Consider the following 18,133-nt stretch of genomic DNA (forward strand, 5'->3'; position numbering starts at 1 on the left):
TGTAAGTAGACGAGACCTTGGGATGACTAACTCGTCTGGTAAAGGAGCCCCTTGTGAGAAAGAGTTCTCCCCTTGAACTGCGCGTTGGTGTCGACGTCGGCTGTCACAGTCACAATGTCGCCATTGGCCTTTCAAACGGCGAAATTTTGGAAGAGTTCTCGATCAAGCATGAGCCGGAAGGATTCCGGCAGTTCTTTGCATGCATCGAGAAGCACGAGAAGAAGCATAGCTTGCCTGTTTCAGTAGCGATGGAAGGCTACAACGGCTATGCCCGGCCCTTGGACACGCTGGTGCGTGCTCGGAACTACCGGCTATTCAACATCAACAACCTGAAGCTCGCCAGGTTTAAGGAGATCTTTCCTGGTGCAGCGAAAACCGATGAGATCGATGCCAGAAAAGCGCTGGAGTTGTTCCAGCTCCGCGATTACCTTCCAGTTGCCAAAGATGTGCTGCAGGAGGTACGTGCCACGCCCAAAGAAAATGAAGTGCTTAAGCGTCTGTCACGCCGTCGCCGTCGTTTGGTAAATGAGCGCGTGCGGGTGCTGAACAACTTCCAGGCCGACTTGCAATCCGTCTGTCCGGGCCTGTTGGAGATCACCGGCGATGCTGGCAATCTCTGGTTTCTGCGTTTCATTACGAGTGTAGACAGCCTCCCAAAGCTGGCCAGGATGCGTGAAGGTACAATCCGTAAGCTCCCTGGTATCGGGGCAAAGTACACGGGCATCATCATAACGTGGCAGAAACAGGCTCACTTCAGCCACGAAGTCGAGTGGGTCAGCGACATGATCCTTGAAGACGCGTGGCGGATACTGGAGTTGCACGAAAGCATAGACAGTCTAGATCGACGAATGGCTGCAGTCGCCATCGATTCGGAGATTGCGCAGAATCTTTCAACTATACCTGGATTCGGCTCTACGACTATTGCAGAACTTGCAGGTGAAATCGGTACAGTCGAGCGGTTCAAAGACGAACAGAGCCTGGCATTGTATCTTGGAATGACCAATCTCGACAACAGTTCTGGTAAGAAGAAAGGCTCTAAACCACCAAAGCAAGTGAATGAGCGAGCGAAGGCAGCCATGATGACAGCTGTCGACAGACACAGAAAACAAGTCCCGCAGTCACAAACGTACTATCGAAAAAAACGAGCAGAAGGAAAGAAGCACAATCAAGCAGTACGCGCCCTTGGTCGTCATTTGTGCCGAGTTATCTTCAAGATGTTGAAAGAGAACAGGGGGTACTTGCTGCCCCAATGACAAATTTTTCTTGAAAATTCCAGCGGGATGTTCAGCCCTTGAAAAAGGAAAATGTAGTGTCGATAGCCCAAAATTCTCTTTTCAAGGGCCGCCCCCATATTCTTCAGGGCCGACCCCATATTCTTCATTCGTTCTTCATTCGGAGTATAACCCCATTATTTATGGAAAGGAGAGCGAGTCATGGCAAATCCGTTTGTGCATGTGGAACTCATGACCACTGATGTGGCTAAGGCAAAGGAATTTTATAACGGACTGTTCGATTGGCAATTGGAAGATATCCCGAAGATGGATTACACCTTGATCAAGGTCGGTGAAGGGACGGGTGGCGGCATGATGAAAACAGTCCAGCCAGATTTACCGTCCCACTGGATAGCCTACGTGCAGGTAGAGGATGCGGCCGCTGCCACCGAAAAAGCCCGGAAACTTGGGGCGACGATTTGCAAGGAAGTGACCCAAATTTCCGGTGGCTGGTTCAGTGTCATCACCGATCCGACTGGGGCAACACTGGGGATATGGCAGATGAACCCTGCTGCCTGTCAAAAGCCTGCGGCCTGAGCTGAGGTTTGTCTTTTTGAGATCACTTGCAAAAGAAGTTGAACATTCTCGAATTAGGACAAAGGTTAAATTGTCGAAAAATCAATGGGGAGGGGGCAGCCCTTGAAAGTGAGACTGTGCAGGAGAAGCAAAAACAGAAATTGAAGCTGGAGAATAAGTATATCCAGTTAGCAAACATTGGAATGCTTCTGCAGGTGGCGAGTAAAATTGGGAGGCGAAACATGGAACCTAGAATAGAAATACTAGAACCTAAAAAACTCATTGGGATTCACAAGAAAATGTCTCTATCAAACAATAAAACTGCCGAACTGTGGCGAGAATTCATGCCAAGACGAATGGAAGTAAAAGACAGATCAACAACAGATTATATTTCAATGCAGAAGTATGATAACTGCTGGACTTTTTCTCCGGACGCGGTGTTTGAAAAATGGGCAACAGTTGAGGTCTCTTCCCTTGAGGAGATCCCTACGAGTATGGAGACATATTTACTGCAAGGTGGGAAATATGCGGTGTTTACCCATCACGGTCCCGCGAGTGCTGCGGCCGGAACTTTTCAATACATTCTTGGCGAATGGCTGCCGAAATCATCATACAACTTAGATGATAGAGAACACTTCGAAGTTCTGCCTGAAGGCTATAATCCAATAGATCCGGAAGCCAAAGAAGAAATATGGGTTCCGATAACAGGCTGAAGTTTAGGTGCAGAGGAGCATCATGGAGAATCAGGGCATTTCCTGGCAGTATGACGAATTCAAGCAAATAGGCACCGATTACAGCAGCAAGACGGAAGTAGATAAGTACGACTCGAGCCATGCCGATTTTCGCGACATTAAGGCCGAAAGCATAAAAGTACTGGATCTGCTTGAAGTTACGAAGGAACATACGCTTATCGATTTTGGGTCGGGCACCGGTACTTTCGCCATTGAAGCGGCCCTGCGCTGTGCCAGGGTACATGCTGTCGATGTCTCGCGAGAAATGATCGACTGCGCTGCGACCAAGGCAATGAAGGCTGGAGTGACCAACCTTCATTTTCATCATGCCGGCTTCCTGACATACCGGCATCAAGTTGCTCCAGTTGATGCAGTGGTGACGACCTTCGCCTTTCATCATCTGCCTGATTTCTGGAAAGGGATTGCACTGAAGCGGGTGAATGCCGTGCTGAAGCCCAGCGGGAAGTTTTATATCCATGATGTGATCATCGAGGAAAACCAGGCGCTGAAGAACATTGCTGCATTGATCCAGAAGCTCGGGAAAGCTGGTGGCAAGCTGATGCGAGAGGATGCGGAGAGGCATTTCAAGGATGAATATTCGACCTATGACTGGGTGATGGACGGTCTCCTGGCTCGTGCAGGCTTTACCATCAGGGTCAAACGCATTGAGGACGGGGTGCTTGGGACCTACATCTGCACCAGGAATTAGCTTGAGGTAAACAATCAATGGCAATTGAACTCAGCAAACAGGAAGTCGATGACATCGTCCATTCTCTTCGCAAGTATTGCAAAGAAGAGCTGGAGCAGGAAATCAGCGGCATGCAGGCGAAGTTTCTTCTTGACTATATCATGAAGGAGATCGCTCCTTTCGCCTATAACAAAGGCATCAAAGACGCCGAAGCGTATTTCCAGGCAAAGGTTGAAGACCTGCCGGGCATCTGTTTTGAGGAGGGAATGACGTATTGGCACAAGAAGCGAAAATAACAATGCTGCAAGGGTATCAGGTCAAACATTGACAATATCGAATCTGTTAATGTCTAGACATGACACTATGAATTCTTGGTAGTTACACACATTGAGGAGGTTAAATGAAACACGTTTTTGCTGTCTTTGCCATCTTTGCTCTTACAGGCTGTGCTTCGTTGCAGTCGGTCCCCACCGAAGCGATAACCAGGTTGCCGGTTGTCCGAGTCGGTAGTCAACCACCGGAAACCATGGAATATGTCACGTTCTACCCGGCAGGCTTTGCGTTTCCGGTAAAACTCAACGCAACAGGCTCGCTGTTTGCGTCTGCGAGCCGGGTTGAGTCCCAGGCAATCCTCGCCAAAGACTTGTACCTGTATAAGTATTGGGCGAGCCACGATGGGAAAACATGGGAAAACTCGCACAAATTGATCGGGGTGGAGTTCGGCGGCGGCTTTGATGTGAAGGGACTTCAGGCAAACATAAAGCTGGAGGCGAAGTAAAGGGTACTGGTGACCTATATCTGCACCAGGAAATAGCTTGAGGAAAACTGAAATATTATTGCCGGAGGGATAGATGAAAAGCTGTTGCAGATCCATAGTGCTTTGCTCTGTTTTTGCCATGGTGCTTACCGTTGCCCATGGGCACGCTGCCGACAGTTCTGCCAACGAAACGGCAAAGGAGTTGCTGACTCCGCCGACTGTGGCTGCCGGGGCGCATCCCTGGAGGTCGACGGCGAACCTGACCTGGCTTCCCGACAGCGACATCCGGAACAGTGGGGGAAAACTCGCCATGGAGGAGGTGGAGGCAACCTTCGGGAGGAGCTATTTTCTTACCCCCGACCTCACCGTCTCCACGGAAGCGGCCTATTCACTGAGAAACCTCGATGGGCCTGCCGGTGCACTCCTTCCCGAAGAATTGCATACCTTCTCGGTGAAGCTGGAGGCCGATTATCATTGGAAGCCGGATATTACCCTGACATTCCTGGTGGCGCCGGGACTCAACGGCGACTTCAGGGAGATCGGCACCGACGATATCCGCACCCAGATGGGGGTGCTGGGGCGCTACAATCTGTCGGAAAAATTGATCCTGCTGGCGGGACTGATATACCAGCAGGGCTACGAGAAACTGCCGCTTCTTCCCGTTGCCGGCTTGATCTACCGGCCCAACGATCAATGGATGTTGAGCCTGGCCGCTCCCCGACCGGGAATTACCTTCAGCCCGAACCGTACCTCAAGCTATTACATCGGCGGCGAGATTTCCGGTACTGAGTATCAGCTGCACGATAAATCCATCGGGGCAGAGAAGGTACTGTATCGTGACTTCAGAGCCTTTGCCGGGGCCGAATATCTTCTGTTCTCTGCCGTAAAAGTGAATCTTTCGGGCGGCTACGCCTTAAATCGAAAATTCCTCTTCTATGACGGGGCTCGGGATGATCTGGCGATCGCGGACGGTCCCTTTGCCAGGGTCGGGGTAAGTCTGAACTGGTAGCAGGCGTGGAAGACGATTACCGTCGAAGAGAAGCTGCGATATCAGCAAGGAATCTGTACAGGAACAAGCACCGGTAGAAGGAGATGCAATGGCAACCGTTGCGGAACATTACGAATATCTGTTGGCCGACTATTACTCATGGATGTTCGGAGACTTCGCCGGCAAAGTGGAAACTCACCACCGCTTTTTTTCCGTTAACCAGATTCAGCCGACCAAATCAGGGCTTGCCATGGATCTGGGCGCCGGTCCGGGATTCCAGTCCATCCCCCTGGCGCAGCTGGGTTTCCGGGTGCTGGCCGTGGATCTCAGCCTCAGGCTGTTGGAAGAGCTGCATTGCAGGTGCGGCAACCTCCCCATTACCCCCATCCATGGCGATTTGATGGATTTCGCAGCCTGGGGCGAAGCACCCATAGAGTTGTGCGTCTGCATGGGGGATACCCTGCCGCATCTGCCCGACTTTGAGAGTGTAACGCTTCTCCTGGAGCAGGTTTACCGATCCCTCGAACCGGGAGGGCGATTGGTGCTCTCCTTTCGCGACCTGAGCCTTGAGTTGCACGGCACCGACCGCTTCATACCAGTGCGCAGCGATGCGGATACGGTCTTTACCTGTTTTCTCGAATACGAATCCCATTATGTCACAGTCCACGATCTGCTCTATACCCTCAAGGAAGCCTGGGAGCTGCGCAAGAGCACGTACAGAAAAATACGGATATCGCCGGCATGGATTGTTGAACAGCTTGAAAAGGCGGGTTTTTTAATGGAAATGGCTGAAAATATGAACGGCATGATCACCGTAATCGCCCGAAAGCCTGTAGTCAGCCGATGATCCGCTGTGTTGCAAGGGACAAAATTCTCACTGTACAAAAGATACGGAGTGTTCACCCTGCTCCGCTATAAAACCATCGGAGAACTGTTGGTCAAGCTGTTTGAAACATTTGTTTTGCAGCATTCGGGAACCTTTTCCTTCCTGTTGCGTATATCCAGCTGGAACACGCAGCTTTCGGCCGGAACGGCATGGGCGAAGGAATCATGAATGAGTCATCATGGATATGGTTGGGAAATTGGAATGCGGGGGGCTTTTTTGAAAGCAATTTCAGTGCTGTTTCTACTTGTAACCCTGCCAGGTTGTGGGGTATTACGGACAGGTGCTGCCTCATTGAAATCAACCGCGGATTTTATGCCGATGGAAGCGGATCGACGCGTTTTTGCCGAAGCCGGCGGAGAGGATGTGGCGGCGGTGGCCGCGCAACTGCTGCCGGAGGCGGTCGCCACGGTCGAAAAACAGCAGGGCCGGCCTTTTCCCAAGCCGGTGGAGGTTTATGTTACAAGGGATGAGGAGAGTTTTGCCGCGTTTACCGGCGTGGCGAAGCAGGTGCGGGGTGCCGTCATTCTCAAGCTGTTCCTGTCAGGTGGGCTGAGAAAGGAGCCTGAGCGGATCCGCAGGATTCTTGTACATGAGCTGTCCCATATGCACCTCTGGCAATATGTTGGACTGTACCCCTACAATGCAAATCTGCCGTCATGGTTTCAGGAGGGGCTGGCGGTGCTTGTTTCGGGTGGAGGGGGCGCCGAGCGGGTCAGCGAGGATGCTGCAGCCGCTGCCATTGCGGCCGGCAAGGCTGTTACGCCCGAGTCGACGGGAAGTTTCTTTTTCAAAAAGTCTGGCGCCTCGTACGGGCTGGAACCCCACATGTTCTACCGGCAGAGCGGAATGTTCGTCTCTTACCTGAAGAGTCTGGATGAGGAACGCTTCGCTGCTTTCATGTCGGACCTTGAAGGGGGGCGTACCTTCGAAGATGCCTTCAACGATGCTTTTCGAGGCAGCGTCGGTGAACTGTGGCAGGTTTTTGCGGCGCGATGCAAAACAGCCGCTGACTTACGGCACCGGATTTTCAGAAGAACCCAGTCGCCTCAAAAAGCATCGTCACCGGAAACTCCCGTTCGGGTGACCTCGGCAGCTTTTAAATGGGAAAGATATGTGACTGCAAAATGACTGTGACGGGCAGTTCTGGCGAAATATTGCATATTGTTTTGTTTCCGATCGGCATTTTCTTGATATATGTCCTGGCCAAATTAGTAGCGTTGGCACGAAAAGGATATAAAGGGGCGATTGTATTGGGGGCACTTCTTGCCATTTTTGCCCCTGATCCGGTCTATGAAAAACAATGCAAACTAATCCGGAAAGCAAAGGCACAAGTTGAGTGCGCAGAGGAATCCGGAGATCCGCCCTCTTCCTAGTGTCACGTGCGGTTAACTCTTTTTTGATAATTTCGGGTCTTTTGGCCCCCAGCTGTGTTGCGGCTTCTGGCCTTAGGCCAAGCCAGGCCTGCGTTGCCGCGCCTTGCCGGGAACCAAATCCCTCGAAATTCTTGCAGGGAACTAATCTGCACGGGACACTAGGGGTGAAACAGTAATGCGGAAAATGCAAAAGGCAAAGTCAGTCAAAAAGTGTTTCCTGTTTGGATTCGGAACGCTTATCGCACTTATGACCATTGTTGTAGGAATCGCCATGATCTCCTCGGGCTCGGAAACAATGAAAATGACGCCGTATCATCCTTTTCGCTCAGCAAAAGCGAAAGAGCAATATCTGAAGGTATATGATCTGAAGGCCGGTAACTGGCCGGTTCCTTCGGAATCGAGGCTGGTGAGCACTTCTTTCGGAGAAACCTTTGTAAGAATCAGCGGACCGGCGGAGGCTCCACCGCTGGTTTTGCTGCATGGGATCAATGGAAATTCGCTGCAGTGGATAACGAACGTTGAAGCCTTATCGGCAAGATACAGAGTATTCGCGGTGGACAACATCTATGACTGTGGGAGAAGTGTCTATACGCGAGCCGTGAAAACACCGGATGATTATGTAGTCTGGCTTGATGAGTTGTTCGATGCACTTCAGCTTCGTAACGGTATCAATCTCATGGGGCTGTCGTATGGAGGGTGGCTGACAACCCAATACGCTCTCAGGCATCCGGGCCGCCTGGAGAAAATCGTGCTGCTGGCGCCGGTGTGCACTGTATTGCCGCTTTCATACAAATGGATCAGCCGGGCAGTGCTTTGCGCAGTGCCGCATCGCTACTTTACAAGAAGTTTTGTGTACTGGTTATTGGAGGATACGGCCAAAAAGGGCGAGGCCGGCCGGAAAGTGCTGGACGAAGAGGCGGAGTTTGCATTTCTGGCTTATCGCAGCTTCAAGCACAGGCCCATGGTCAATCCGACCGTTCTGTCTGATGAGGAATTGCAGGCCCTTAAGGTTCCCACGCTCTTCTTGATCGGCGAAAACGAAAAGATCTATTCCGCCCGGAAGGCCATTGAACGTCTTAACAGAGTGGCGCCCCGGATAAGATCGGAGGTCATTCCGAAGGCAGGTCACGATCTGACCGTCGTACAAGCGAAGCTGGTCAATGGAAAGGTGCTGGAATTTCTGAGCTTGTCATTTTGATCAAGGAGGAAATCATATGCGTGACAGGTTGAACGCAGCAACGGATTGCCATGCCCGGGCTCGGGTGGGAGTACTCGACAGCGAGATAGCATATGTGGATGCTGGAGAGGGTGAACCGATCGTATTTCTTCATGGGAATCCCACTTCCTCTTATCTGTGGCGAAATGTGATTCCACATCTGGAACAGGTCGGCCGCTGTCTGGCCCCCGACTTGGTGGGAATGGGCGACTCCGGCAAAATGCCCGGCGGCAGTTATCGCTTCGTGGATCAGGCACGCTACCTGGATGCCTGGTTTGATGCACTGGGGCTGACGCATAACGTCACCCTGGTGGTTCACGATTGGGGATCGGCCCTGGGCTTTCATTGGGGTGCCCGCCACCCGGAGCGGGTCAAGGCCATTGTCTATATGGAAGCCTTTGTCCAACCGCTCCGCTGGGATATGTGGCCCGAACATGCGCGGCCGGTCTTACAGGCGCTTCGGTCGCCCGCGGGGGAGCGCCTGGTTCTGGAAGAGAACATTTTTATTGAACGTTTCTTGCCGGGCAGTCTCCTGCGGGGGCTGACGGAGGAGGAATTGACGGCCTACCGTCGTCCCTACCTTGAGCCGGGCGAGGTGCGCCGTCCCATGCTGATGTGGCCGCGCGAGATTCCGTTTGACGGTGAACCGGGCGATGTGCATGACATCATGGCCCGCTATGCCGCCTGGCTTTCGACCACTTCTGTTCCCAAGCTTTTCATCAACGCTGATCCCGGCGTTATGTTGACAGGGGCACAGCGCGAGTTTTGTCGCACCTGGCCTTGCCAGCAGGAAGTCACCGTCCGCGGACGACACTTCATCCAAGAAGACGCCCCTGCGGAAATTGGCCGGGCCATCGCCGCTTTCCTGCAGTCCCTCTCAGATTAGAGGTCTGCGCGGAGCAAGTGATAAGCATTGAGAGGAGCCCTGATGGCGGTTTGGGGGGGACGCAAACATGGAGGGACGGGCCTGTATGATCTCGACAGATTGGTGGAATGAATTCTTCGCGGGGCCTTGGTCGCAGATCCAGGCCGGAGGTTACCCGGCGGAACGGACGATCGCTGAGTGCGACTTGATAGAGGTGGCGTTGGAGTTGGAACCTGGCGCGCGCATTCTCGATATACCGTGCGGGATCGGACGACACAGTGTGGAGCTTGCGCGACGTGGTTTCCAGATGACCGGCGCAGACGTTAAACCCGAATACATCGCGCTTGCCAAGTCGAGTGCCGAGAGTGCCGCCGTCGCGGCACGCTTTTTGGTCTGCGACATGCGAGAGTTCGCTTCCGCAGACCGGTTCGACGCGGCATTCTGCTACTTCGGCAGCTTCGGCTACTTTACGGAAGAGGACGACATCAGGTTCGTTCGGGCCGTTGCAGCGGCCCTCAAGCCGGGTGGGCGATTCTTAATCGAGGGACATGTCGCGGAGACGTTTTTGCCGATCTATCGCGAGAGGGACTGGTTTTGGGCAGGTTCGCCGGAAAACCGCGTGCGTGTTCTAGAGGAACGTTCATGGAACATCGAGACCAGTCGCATCGAAACAACCTGGACGATAGTCGGCGAAGGTGGCACCAGGTCCACCGCAACATCGATGCGTATTTACACCTACCCGGAGTTGCGAGCCCTGCTCGCCTCAGCCGGTTTCACCGATATGGAAGCTTTGGATGGCAAGACTGGCGGGCCGTTTCGACTCGGCTCACCCCGCGCTCTGATTGTAGCCGGGAAGCGCGCGGAAGACCCTGTAGGTGGACTATAGAGATGCCCGGACTGCCGGCCTCCGGCACCAACAGGTACGTGATACAGTTTTGAAAATTTGATGAGGAGTTACCATGTCGAACCTGTTCCCACGCATTGAGGCCTTGACCTGAGGACAGGGCGTCCCAACAGGGGCAGGCGCCATGTAATCCGGCTGGGCTGATGTATAACTTTGCCGTTCCCGATGTTGACGCAGAGTACGACCGACTCATGGCAGCGGGATTCCAACCCGTCATGCCGATTGACGACCATCCATGGGGTGACCGCGGCTTCGCGATTAAAGACCCCAACGGCATCATGCTTTATCTTTATTCCGATCGTGAGCCGAGCGAAGAATTCAAGCAGTACTACAAAGCTGTTGAATAGCGTCGACTCCATCAACCTACAGGGGACTACATGGCAAGAAACATCGAAATAAAAGCTTACATCGAGAGCGTAGATGCTCTGGTACCTAAAGCCGCGGCCATTGCCGACCAGGGGCCTATAGATATAATCCAGGACGATACCTTTTTTCGTTGCGACTCTGGCAGGTTGAAATTACGCGCTTTTTCCCCGGAGGAAGGCGAGCTGATCTTCTATCGCCGGGCCGATCAACAGGGGCCGAAGGAATCTTTCTATCTCCGTTCGCCGACATCAGCGCCCGAGGCATTGCGCGAATCCCTGTCCCTGGCCTACGGGCAGGCGGGCCGGGTGCAAAAGCACCGCACCCTCTTCCTCGCCGGCAGAACGCGCATTCACCTGGACAAGGTGGAAGGGTTGGGGGATTTCCTGGAACTCGAAGTTGTCCTGGAAGAAGGGGAACCGGCCGAAAAGGGTGTTCGGGAGGCCCACGAGCTCATGGCCAAGCTGGGGGTTGAGCCGTCGCAGCTTATAGAAGACGCATACGTGGATCTGCTTTCTGGAGGGAGAAAATTGCCGTGAGGTCAATGCTTCTTGTTGCAGCTGTTATTTCAGTCATGATCATCAGCGGTTATGGCGGTCAAAGACATGGACTGGAGCAGAATTATGGAAGAATCGGACATAGCCCTTTTTTTAGTGTACGCTGAGGTGCAGGAATGGTGGTTATAGGAAAACCGGCTCAGGATCTGGCGGGACAGGTGCAGCAATGGTGGTCTGCCCAAGGGGGAACTGCGGGGGGGCGGAGCTTTTACGAGATTCCACCCGATGGCAATATGAACCTGATCTTCCGGTTCTCGGCTTCCGGTTGGAGAATGTCCCTGTTGGGTCCGAGAACCGAGAAGGCGTGCGTCGAGATCGACGAAGCCTCCGATTATTTCTGCCTCAGCTTCAATCCGGGGCAGACGCCGCGTTTGGCTGACGTGCGCCCTTCGGAACTGGTCGATACCTTTGCCGACCTTCCCGGACTAGGGGGGATGAGTAGCGCATCCCTGGCTGACCGCCTGTATTCCTTGCGGGATCCGCTGTCGCGAAAACTCGTCATGGAGGAACTGGTGCGCGGCTCCCTGCCCCTTGTCCGTGATGAGCGCTGCCGCCATGCCGCCACACTTCTGAAAGCCCATGGGGGACAGCTGCGGATCGATGAGCTCGCTGCCGGGCTCGGCCTCCATGTGCGCAGCCTGGAGCGTCTGTTTATCGATCATTTGGGGGTATCTCCCAAGCAGCTTGCGCGTCTCATCCGTTTCAACCGGCTTGCCTGTGCACTTCGTGCCGGCAACTTCGCCAGCCTTGCGGATATAGCCTATGCCTGCGGCTATGCGGACCAGTCCCACATGATACGGGAATACAAGGAGTTCACCGGTTGCGTCCCCGGCGAAATCGGTTCCTGCGACATGCGTCCCGTGGCAGGGGCGCCTGGGACGCGGATCGTGCACCGCTTTCGTTCATAGGCAGAGTTCATCATGTCGCATTTGTACAATATCGTGGAGTTATTTTCATGCTATCTGTTGGTTTATAATCCACACATTGTACGGAGTTGAATATGCCCAGTTTACGAAGCCGCATCTTTCTCACAGTACTCAGAAACCGCCACCTGTTGAAGTTCAAGCTGAAAAAGGAGACCGCCCGCGAGTGGGAGACCTCCCTTCCCGCGGTGCGCGCCTCGGCCGCAAAGACGTCCAAGATGTTCGGGAAGCTGCCGAAGGGTATCCGATCGGCGCCCGTCGCCATAGGGGAACTATCCGCCGAATGGATTGAACCCATTCAGGCTGATAACGATTCCGTCATCCTCTATTTCCATGGCGGAGGGTACATACTCGGTTCCATCGAGGCCCACCGGGGGATCGTCGCCAAGTTCGTCAGCGGGAGCGGTGCCCGTGCCCTGCTGTTCGGTTATCGTCTGGCGCCGGAGCACCGCTTTCCTGCCGCCCTCGATGATGCGGTTGCTGCTTACCGGTGGCTGCTCTCGGTGGGAATTTCACCAGCGAAAATCGTCTTTGCAGGAGATTCCGCCGGAGCGGGGCTCTGCCTGGCGACGCTGCTTGCCGTTCGAGACCGGGGAATGCCGCTGCCGGCTGCCGCAGTGGCCCTTTCTCCCTGGACCGACATGAAGCATACCGGCGAATCGTTGCAAACCAATGCTTCGAAATGCCTGGCGCCGACCGGTTCCTGGGTCGTCTGCGCCAATCATTACCTTGGAGGGCACGACCCTGGTGATCCGTATGCATCTCCTCTCTACGGGGACTTGCGTGATCTCCCGCCGCTTTTGATATATGTGGGGGGGGACGAAACATTGCGGGACGATTCGGTCCGCTACGCACGGAAGGCGAAAGATGCGGGAGTGGAGGTGACGCTCAGGGTCGGAGAGGGGATGTGCCATTGCTATCCGGCATGCGCCCCGCTGTTTCCTGAGGCAACCAGGGCCATGGAGGAAATCTGTTCTTTCATCAAGAGGCATCAGGGGAGGCTCGACTGACATGAACAGGGAAACCAGCGAGGACATGATCATGACTGCAGAAAATCAACTTGTGGAAGAAAGCGATACCAGGTTCATCAAGGGCTATTTCAGGGAAGGTCCCAACGGCCCCCTTGCCTTCTTTCCCACCAAGGAAAAGAAGCGACTTGCCATTTTGCGCAGGTTGATCAACAGGTTCGATCCCCAGCGCACCTATACGGAAAAAGAAGTGAACGAGATTCTTGCCGAGACGTTCCCTGATTACGCCATTCTGCGGCGAAACCTGGTCGAGTACGGCTTTCTGGACCGGTACGCCGACGGCAGCTGCTATTGGGTGAAATGCTGAGGGGACTCCTGTTATTGATTCTCCGGTCATATGGACTGTACAAGGGAGAAAAGATGCTTTTTAAATGTCGTTTTGCCGTTCTGTTTCTCTTGGGGGCGTTTTTTGCGCCCGGGACAGTCCATGGGGCCGATGGGCCCAGTGATGTAGCGGCCCGGGATATGGAACTGCGCCTTGCCGTCACGCCCGCGGTCATGGATTATGCCGTAAATACGATAAAGCCGGTCCTTGACGCCAGTCCGGACAAAGACCGGCTGTCGCAACTTTTGAAAGTGGTAGATGTGCTCAAGGACCCGAAGACAGGCGTGGACGCCAACCGGATAGCACCCGATGCCTACTTCATCTACAACCTTCTCGATAAGGTCAAGCTGGGATTTCTCTACACCTGGAAGTTTTCTCCGGAGCAAAAAGAGATGCTGCAGCGCTGGCATTCCAAATACATGAACGACCATCCTGCCGACGTCTTTTTTGCCCCCACGGCCGATGAAATTATCAAAACCAGGGCCGGTTTCGGCTGCACCCACTATGCCCGGGCATTCATCGTGGTCGTCAAGGCCCTGGGGCTGGTGGAAAAGCCTGAAGACCTGCGCTATGTGGTGTCCAGCAAAGCCGATGACTACAATCGGGCCCTGGAAAAACAGGACCTGAAGATGACCATAAACGGTCATCAGTTCGTGCTGGTGAAGATCGACTCAAGATGGATCGCCATCAATACGTCGCAAAGGGAAGCGGTCCAAATGCCCGAGGGATTCAGACCGGAATCCTGCAGCCCGCCCAGCAATATTTCCGTCAGGTTCGAATCTTATCCGCCGGGGATAGTTTTCCTGCTCAGAAAAATCGGCAAGGACTTCAATGATGATTGCGGCGATAACTCCCTTTCTCGTCTGATGAACATTTCCCGCTCGGGCGATCCTCAAGATGCGGCTTTTAAATGGGAAGGATATGTATCTGCAGACAGCAATGGAAAGTTATGATCGAATGTTTCACCGCAGTTTGCTTTTGCTCGGCAGCGTTGGCTCGGCATATATCCTTATCAAATCTGTCATGTGGGCAAGAAAAGGGTGTAAAGGAGCGATTGTATTGGGGGCGCTTCTTTGCGCGGATGGGCATAGGGCAGGTCTTGGTTATAAACGCGCGGGAAGAAACGGAGGCTTGAATGAAGATTTGTCATATACGGATGATCGGAAAGTTTTTGTTGTCCACTGTTGCCGCATTGGGCTTGGCCGGCTGTGCCGGCGCGCCGCCGAAGCCTGTAGAGATGCCGCGCAGCGATTATTCCTACGTTAAGGAGTACATTTCCTGGCTTGCCCGCAAGGAGATGAAAAAAAATAACGTCACAGGTCTCAGTATCGCCCTGGTTGACGATCAAAAGGTGGTATGGGCGGAAGGATTCGGTTATGCGGATAAGGCAAACGAGATCCCGGCCACACCGTCCACCGTCTACCGGGCCGGTTCGATCTCAAAGCTCTTTACTGCTACCGCGGCCATGCAGTTGGTGGAACAGGGAAAGCTGAACATAGACAAGCCGCTTTCCACTTATCTGCCCGAATTTTCCATTAACAGCCGGTTTCCCGATGCAAGTCCCATTACCCCTCGTACCATCATGACCCATCATTCCGGTCTTCCCTCCGACCTGGCAAAGGGAATGTGGACCAAAAACCCGGAACCTTTCGAGAACAACCTGGATCGGCTCAAATATGAATATGCTGCTTATCCCCCCGATTTCGTTTTTTCTTATTCAAATGTGGGGGTAACCGTTCTGGGGCACGCGTTGGAAAATGTTGCCGGCCGGGACTTTGCCGCCCATATGGATGCTTCCATACTGAAGCCGTTGGGCATGTCCCACTCGGGTTTTTCCCTGGGGCCTGACCGCACAGTAAACGGAGCCAAGGCATACCGGAAAGGTAGAGAGGCGGAAGAACTTCCCCTGAGGGATGTTCCTGCGGGGGGATTGAACACGACGGTCTTGGATCTCTCCCGGTTCATGGAGATGATCTTTGCCGGGGGGCGGATCGGGGAGCTGCAGATTGTCAAACCGGAAACCCTGGCTGAAATGCTGCGCCCACAGAATGCCCATGTGCCGCTGGATCTGAATTTCAGGGTCGGGCTCGGCTGGATGCTGAGCGGCCTCGGTGACATAGACATAAGGAATGCCGGGCCGGTTGCCCATCACGGCGGGGCTACCCTCTATCACCGCAGCCAGCTTGTCCTCCTGCCGGAGCAAAAACTTGGTGTGGTGGTTATGGCCAACTCGGCCGACGCCGGCGGGGTGGTCAATATATTGGCTACGGAGGCGCTGAAACTGGCCCTGGAAGCCAAAACCGGCATTCGTCAGCCGGTACAGGAGAAACCGGCATACGCCGCCGAGTCGCTGCCATTGGAGGCTCTGCAGGCCTATGAGGGACGCTACGCCACCGTTGCCGGGCTGGTCAACGTGAGCAGAAGATCCGATTATCTGCGCGGCGAGGTCATGGATGCCACTCTGCGCCTGGTACCCCGCGCCGATGGGCTGCTGGGGGTGCAGTACCGGCTGCTGGGGCTTATTCCCATCAGTCTCGGCGATCTGGACTACATCGGTCTGTCCCGCGCCGTGGTTGCGGGTCGAGATATACTGAAGGCCCACTTTGGGGCACAGGAGATGCTGGTCGGCGAGCGGGTCCGTCCGGAACCCCTTGGGGAGAAGCTGACCCGGTTCATTGGTGAATACGAAATCGTCAACCGTGGTGATGACGCGGTGCTCTTCGAAAAGGTGCGCGTCCGCCAGGAAGGGGACTTCCTTCTCGTCGAATATGGACTGCCTCTCTTCGCCGAAGGGAGGATGAGCATGGCCATCAAGCCCATATCCGAAACTGAGGCCTTGACCTGCGGATTGGGACGGGGCATGGGCGAAACGATCAGGGCGGTTACGGTGGATGGTGAAGAACTGCTGCAGTATTCGGGGTATCTGCTCAGGAAGAAGCCGGATTGATTCAATTTAAGGGGACTACATGGCAAGAAACTTCGAAATAAAAGCTTACATTGAGAGCTTAGATGCCCTGGTACCTAAAGCCGCGGCCATTGCCGACCAGGGGCCTTTAGATATATAGGGCATTAGCCTCTCTTTCACGGACGATGGCTGCCCAGGGTGGAAGGGGGGAGCTTTGCTGCACTTTTCATCTTGACCCGTCTACCGGTTCACACTGTAGCGTTGTCTTTGTCACGGCCATGACAAATCCAAAATGCAAAAAAGGAGAAAGGCTATGAAAGGGACAGTGACGGTAGATGAGTGGGTTGCCCGTTTCCGGGCCGTCGGACTTGATGACGGGGCAATGAACAAGTGGCACAGCCTCTTTGAGCGGGAGAATCCGTCAGGGCATCAGAGCTTTCTGGAGTGGCTCGGGCTTTCCCAGGAGAAGATCGCGGAAATCCGTTCCAAGTCGGCATGATTCGCCTGCCCCCGGTAAGTGCCGGGGGCACTCCCTTTCCAGGAGGATGAATGTACAAAATTTCCCAGCTGGCACGCCAGTTCGGGCTCTCCCGCAGCACGCTTCTCTATTATGACCGCATCGGGCTCCTCAATCCTTCGGCGCGCACCGAGGCGAGCTATCGCCTCTACTCCCCCTCCGACCGGGACAGGCTCTCCGCCATCTGCACCTTCCGGGAGGCAGGTCTGGGGATCGACGACATCAGGTCGATTCTCGCCTCGGAGACCGATGATGCTGCGATGGTTCTCCGGCGCCGCCTGTACGGGGTGGGCGAGGAAATACGGGCCTTGCAGACCAAGCAGCGGCTTTTGGCCGGGATGCTGAAGCTGAAGACTGAGGGTGGACCGGCATCGACGGTGGACAAGGTGATGTTCGTGGAGCTGCTTCGCGCCGCGGGGATGGACGATAACGCGATGAAGCAGTTGCACGCCGAGTTCGAGCGACGCGCCCCGGAGGCCCACCACCAGTTCCTGCTCTCCCTGGGGATATCGGAGAAAGAGGCGTTGCTGATCCGCAAGTGGTCGGCTGACCATGAGAAGGAACTGTTGACGGATTATTTCTTTGAACTGTACGAAACCATGCCACGCCAGGGCCCGGGGTGCCTGGCGGCGACAAAAAAGGCGCTGTCGATGCTTCCGCCACTGCCGGAAAAGCCCGACGTGCTCGACCTGGGCTGCGGCAGCGGGGCTCAGACGTTGGTGCTGGCATGGGAGATAGACGGCCATGTGACGGCGGTGGACAATCACCGTCCGTTCCTGGACCTGTTGGAGAAATCCGCATTAAAAGCGGGATTGACGGATAGAATTCGTACGGAACAGGCATCCATGCTCGATCTTCGATTCGAGGCTGAAAAGTTCGACATGATCTGGTCCGAGGGGGCACTCTATATCCTGGGCATCGAGCAGGCGCTCCATGCTTTGCGGCCACTGCTCAAGTCCGGCGGCTGCCTTGCCTTCACCGAGCTTACCTGGCTCTCCGACGATCTTCCCGCCGAGGTTCTCGATTTCTGGGGGGAGGGGTATCCGGCGATGCGGGATGTCTCCGGAAACCTGGAGCTTGCGGCGCGTTGCGGGTATCGGATCATAGGCCATTTTTCGCTTCCACGGGAAGCGTGGGAGGAGCACTATTACCAGCCGCTGGAAAAGCGCCTGGCCTCTTTTCTCGCAGCGCACAAGGATGATGCTGCGGCCGCGGAAGTAGCGAACCAGTTCAACACGGAGATCTCCCTTTACCGGCAGTATCCGGACAGCTATGGCTATGTCTTCTACCTCCTGGGCAAGCCCTGACAATACTGGGGAC

General features: G+C 54.5%; 21 protein-coding genes. All 21 read left to right on the forward strand.

What is annotated here, in order from left to right:
- Nucleotides 1-53: 53 nt before the first annotated feature.
- The 21 genes from GEOB_RS10100 (at nt 54) to GEOB_RS19760 (ending at nt 18,120) form a co-directional block, all read left to right on the forward strand.
- On the forward strand, nt 54-1,253 hold the full coding sequence (locus GEOB_RS10100) for an IS110 family RNA-guided transposase (protein WP_012647117.1): 1,200 nt from the start codon (nt 54-56) through the stop codon (nt 1,251-1,253).
- Nucleotides 1,254-1,433: 180 nt separating this feature from the next.
- Complete coding sequence (locus GEOB_RS10105; protein WP_012647118.1) at nt 1,434-1,808, forward strand: VOC family protein; 375 nt, start codon at nt 1,434-1,436, stop codon at nt 1,806-1,808.
- A 26-nt stretch (nt 1,809-1,834) separates the two neighbouring features.
- Nucleotides 1,835-2,500 (forward strand): GyrI-like domain-containing protein, encoded by a 666-nt coding sequence (locus tag GEOB_RS10110; RefSeq protein WP_012647119.1) that lies wholly within the window; start codon nt 1,835-1,837, stop codon nt 2,498-2,500.
- A gap of 22 nt (nt 2,501-2,522) precedes the next feature.
- Nucleotides 2,523-3,227: a class I SAM-dependent methyltransferase gene (locus GEOB_RS10115; protein WP_012647120.1), complete on the forward strand. Its 705-nt coding sequence runs from the start codon at nt 2,523-2,525 to the stop codon at nt 3,225-3,227.
- Between the two features lie 17 nt (nt 3,228-3,244).
- Nucleotides 3,245-3,502 carry a DUF2164 domain-containing protein gene (locus GEOB_RS10120; RefSeq protein ID WP_012647121.1) on the forward strand — a complete coding sequence of 86 codons (258 nt, stop codon included), beginning with the start codon at nt 3,245-3,247 and terminating at the stop codon, nt 3,500-3,502.
- A 104-nt stretch (nt 3,503-3,606) separates the two neighbouring features.
- Nucleotides 3,607-3,984 carry a hypothetical protein gene (locus GEOB_RS10125; protein ID WP_012647122.1) on the forward strand — a complete coding sequence of 126 codons (378 nt, stop codon included), beginning with the start codon at nt 3,607-3,609 and terminating at the stop codon, nt 3,982-3,984.
- Between the two features lie 73 nt (nt 3,985-4,057).
- The gene (locus GEOB_RS10130; protein WP_012647123.1) at nt 4,058-4,972 is read left to right on the forward strand and encodes a DUF6268 family outer membrane beta-barrel protein; all 915 of its coding nucleotides are present in this window, start codon (nt 4,058-4,060) and stop codon (nt 4,970-4,972) included.
- 88 nt (nt 4,973-5,060) lie between these two features.
- Nucleotides 5,061-5,798 carry a class I SAM-dependent methyltransferase gene (locus tag GEOB_RS10135; protein WP_012647124.1) on the forward strand — a complete coding sequence of 246 codons (738 nt, stop codon included), beginning with the start codon at nt 5,061-5,063 and terminating at the stop codon, nt 5,796-5,798.
- 330 nt (nt 5,799-6,128) lie between these two features.
- Nucleotides 6,129-6,965 (forward strand): peptidase MA family metallohydrolase, encoded by an 837-nt coding sequence (locus GEOB_RS10140; RefSeq protein ID WP_154650481.1) that lies wholly within the window; start codon nt 6,129-6,131, stop codon nt 6,963-6,965.
- A 420-nt stretch (nt 6,966-7,385) separates the two neighbouring features.
- Complete coding sequence (locus tag GEOB_RS10150; RefSeq protein ID WP_154650482.1) at nt 7,386-8,408, forward strand: alpha/beta fold hydrolase; 1,023 nt, start codon at nt 7,386-7,388, stop codon at nt 8,406-8,408.
- A 16-nt stretch (nt 8,409-8,424) separates the two neighbouring features.
- Nucleotides 8,425-9,312, forward strand: a complete 888-nt coding sequence (locus GEOB_RS10155; RefSeq protein WP_012647128.1) for a haloalkane dehalogenase — start codon at nt 8,425-8,427, stop codon at nt 9,310-9,312.
- Between the two features lie 85 nt (nt 9,313-9,397).
- Nucleotides 9,398-10,177 (forward strand): class I SAM-dependent methyltransferase, encoded by a 780-nt coding sequence (locus GEOB_RS10160; RefSeq protein ID WP_012647129.1) that lies wholly within the window; start codon nt 9,398-9,400, stop codon nt 10,175-10,177.
- Nucleotides 10,178-10,338: 161 nt separating this feature from the next.
- Complete coding sequence (locus GEOB_RS10165; RefSeq protein WP_083767138.1) at nt 10,339-10,542, forward strand: VOC family protein; 204 nt, start codon at nt 10,339-10,341, stop codon at nt 10,540-10,542.
- Nucleotides 10,543-10,572: 30 nt separating this feature from the next.
- Nucleotides 10,573-11,097 (forward strand): class IV adenylate cyclase, encoded by a 525-nt coding sequence (locus tag GEOB_RS10170; RefSeq protein WP_012647130.1) that lies wholly within the window; start codon nt 10,573-10,575, stop codon nt 11,095-11,097.
- A gap of 134 nt (nt 11,098-11,231) precedes the next feature.
- Nucleotides 11,232-12,023 (forward strand): helix-turn-helix transcriptional regulator, encoded by a 792-nt coding sequence (locus GEOB_RS19340; protein ID WP_012647131.1) that lies wholly within the window; start codon nt 11,232-11,234, stop codon nt 12,021-12,023.
- 92 nt (nt 12,024-12,115) lie between these two features.
- Nucleotides 12,116-13,048: an alpha/beta hydrolase gene (locus GEOB_RS10180; RefSeq protein WP_012647132.1), complete on the forward strand. Its 933-nt coding sequence runs from the start codon at nt 12,116-12,118 to the stop codon at nt 13,046-13,048.
- Between the two features lies 1 nt (nt 13,049).
- Nucleotides 13,050-13,373 carry a DUF2087 domain-containing protein gene (locus GEOB_RS10185; RefSeq protein ID WP_154650483.1) on the forward strand — a complete coding sequence of 108 codons (324 nt, stop codon included), beginning with the start codon at nt 13,050-13,052 and terminating at the stop codon, nt 13,371-13,373.
- A 53-nt stretch (nt 13,374-13,426) separates the two neighbouring features.
- A complete protein-coding gene (locus GEOB_RS10190) occupies nt 13,427-14,344 on the forward strand; it encodes a hypothetical protein (protein WP_012647134.1) in 918 nt (305 codons plus the stop codon).
- A 182-nt stretch (nt 14,345-14,526) separates the two neighbouring features.
- Nucleotides 14,527-16,338, forward strand: a complete 1,812-nt coding sequence (locus GEOB_RS10200; protein ID WP_012647135.1) for a serine hydrolase domain-containing protein — start codon at nt 14,527-14,529, stop codon at nt 16,336-16,338.
- A 271-nt stretch (nt 16,339-16,609) separates the two neighbouring features.
- On the forward strand, nt 16,610-16,795 hold the full coding sequence (locus GEOB_RS10205) for a MerR family transcriptional regulator (protein WP_012647137.1): 186 nt from the start codon (nt 16,610-16,612) through the stop codon (nt 16,793-16,795).
- Nucleotides 16,796-16,845: 50 nt separating this feature from the next.
- On the forward strand, nt 16,846-18,120 hold the full coding sequence (locus tag GEOB_RS19760; RefSeq protein WP_012647138.1) for a MerR family transcriptional regulator: 1,275 nt from the start codon (nt 16,846-16,848) through the stop codon (nt 18,118-18,120).
- The last annotated feature ends 13 nt before the right edge of the window (nt 18,121-18,133 follow it).

This window comes from Geotalea daltonii FRC-32, assembly GCF_000022265.1.
Classification (GTDB): domain Bacteria; phylum Desulfobacterota; class Desulfuromonadia; order Geobacterales; family Geobacteraceae; genus Geotalea; species Geotalea daltonii.

Excerpts from the sequence above, each read along its gene's own strand:
- GEOB_RS10205 (WP_012647137.1), top strand. The coding sequence starts at position 16,610 with ATGAAAGGGACAGTGACGGTAGATGAGTGGGTTGCCCGTTTCCGGGCC.
- GEOB_RS19760 (WP_012647138.1), top strand. The coding sequence starts at position 16,846 with ATGTACAAAATTTCCCAGCTGGCACGCCAGTTCGGGCTCTCCCGCAGC.
- GEOB_RS10180 (WP_012647132.1), top strand. The coding sequence starts at position 12,116 with ATGCCCAGTTTACGAAGCCGCATCTTTCTCACAGTACTCAGAAACCGC.
- GEOB_RS10160 (WP_012647129.1), top strand. The coding sequence starts at position 9,398 with ATGATCTCGACAGATTGGTGGAATGAATTCTTCGCGGGGCCTTGGTCG.
- GEOB_RS10135 (WP_012647124.1), top strand. The coding sequence starts at position 5,061 with ATGGCAACCGTTGCGGAACATTACGAATATCTGTTGGCCGACTATTAC.
- GEOB_RS10115 (WP_012647120.1), top strand. The coding sequence starts at position 2,523 with ATGGAGAATCAGGGCATTTCCTGGCAGTATGACGAATTCAAGCAAATA.
- GEOB_RS10120 (WP_012647121.1), top strand. The coding sequence starts at position 3,245 with ATGGCAATTGAACTCAGCAAACAGGAAGTCGATGACATCGTCCATTCT.
- GEOB_RS10155 (WP_012647128.1), top strand. The coding sequence starts at position 8,425 with ATGCGTGACAGGTTGAACGCAGCAACGGATTGCCATGCCCGGGCTCGG.
- GEOB_RS10130 (WP_012647123.1), top strand. The coding sequence starts at position 4,058 with ATGAAAAGCTGTTGCAGATCCATAGTGCTTTGCTCTGTTTTTGCCATG.
- GEOB_RS10200 (WP_012647135.1), top strand. The coding sequence starts at position 14,527 with ATGAAGATTTGTCATATACGGATGATCGGAAAGTTTTTGTTGTCCACT.
- GEOB_RS10150 (WP_154650482.1), top strand. The coding sequence starts at position 7,386 with ATGCGGAAAATGCAAAAGGCAAAGTCAGTCAAAAAGTGTTTCCTGTTT.
- GEOB_RS10165 (WP_083767138.1), top strand. The coding sequence starts at position 10,339 with ATGTATAACTTTGCCGTTCCCGATGTTGACGCAGAGTACGACCGACTC.
- GEOB_RS10105 (WP_012647118.1), top strand. The coding sequence starts at position 1,434 with ATGGCAAATCCGTTTGTGCATGTGGAACTCATGACCACTGATGTGGCT.
- GEOB_RS10170 (WP_012647130.1), top strand. The coding sequence starts at position 10,573 with ATGGCAAGAAACATCGAAATAAAAGCTTACATCGAGAGCGTAGATGCT.
- GEOB_RS10125 (WP_012647122.1), top strand. The coding sequence starts at position 3,607 with ATGAAACACGTTTTTGCTGTCTTTGCCATCTTTGCTCTTACAGGCTGT.
- GEOB_RS10185 (WP_154650483.1), top strand. The coding sequence starts at position 13,050 with ATGAACAGGGAAACCAGCGAGGACATGATCATGACTGCAGAAAATCAA.
- GEOB_RS19340 (WP_012647131.1), top strand. The coding sequence starts at position 11,232 with ATGGTGGTTATAGGAAAACCGGCTCAGGATCTGGCGGGACAGGTGCAG.
- GEOB_RS10190 (WP_012647134.1), top strand. The coding sequence starts at position 13,427 with ATGCTTTTTAAATGTCGTTTTGCCGTTCTGTTTCTCTTGGGGGCGTTT.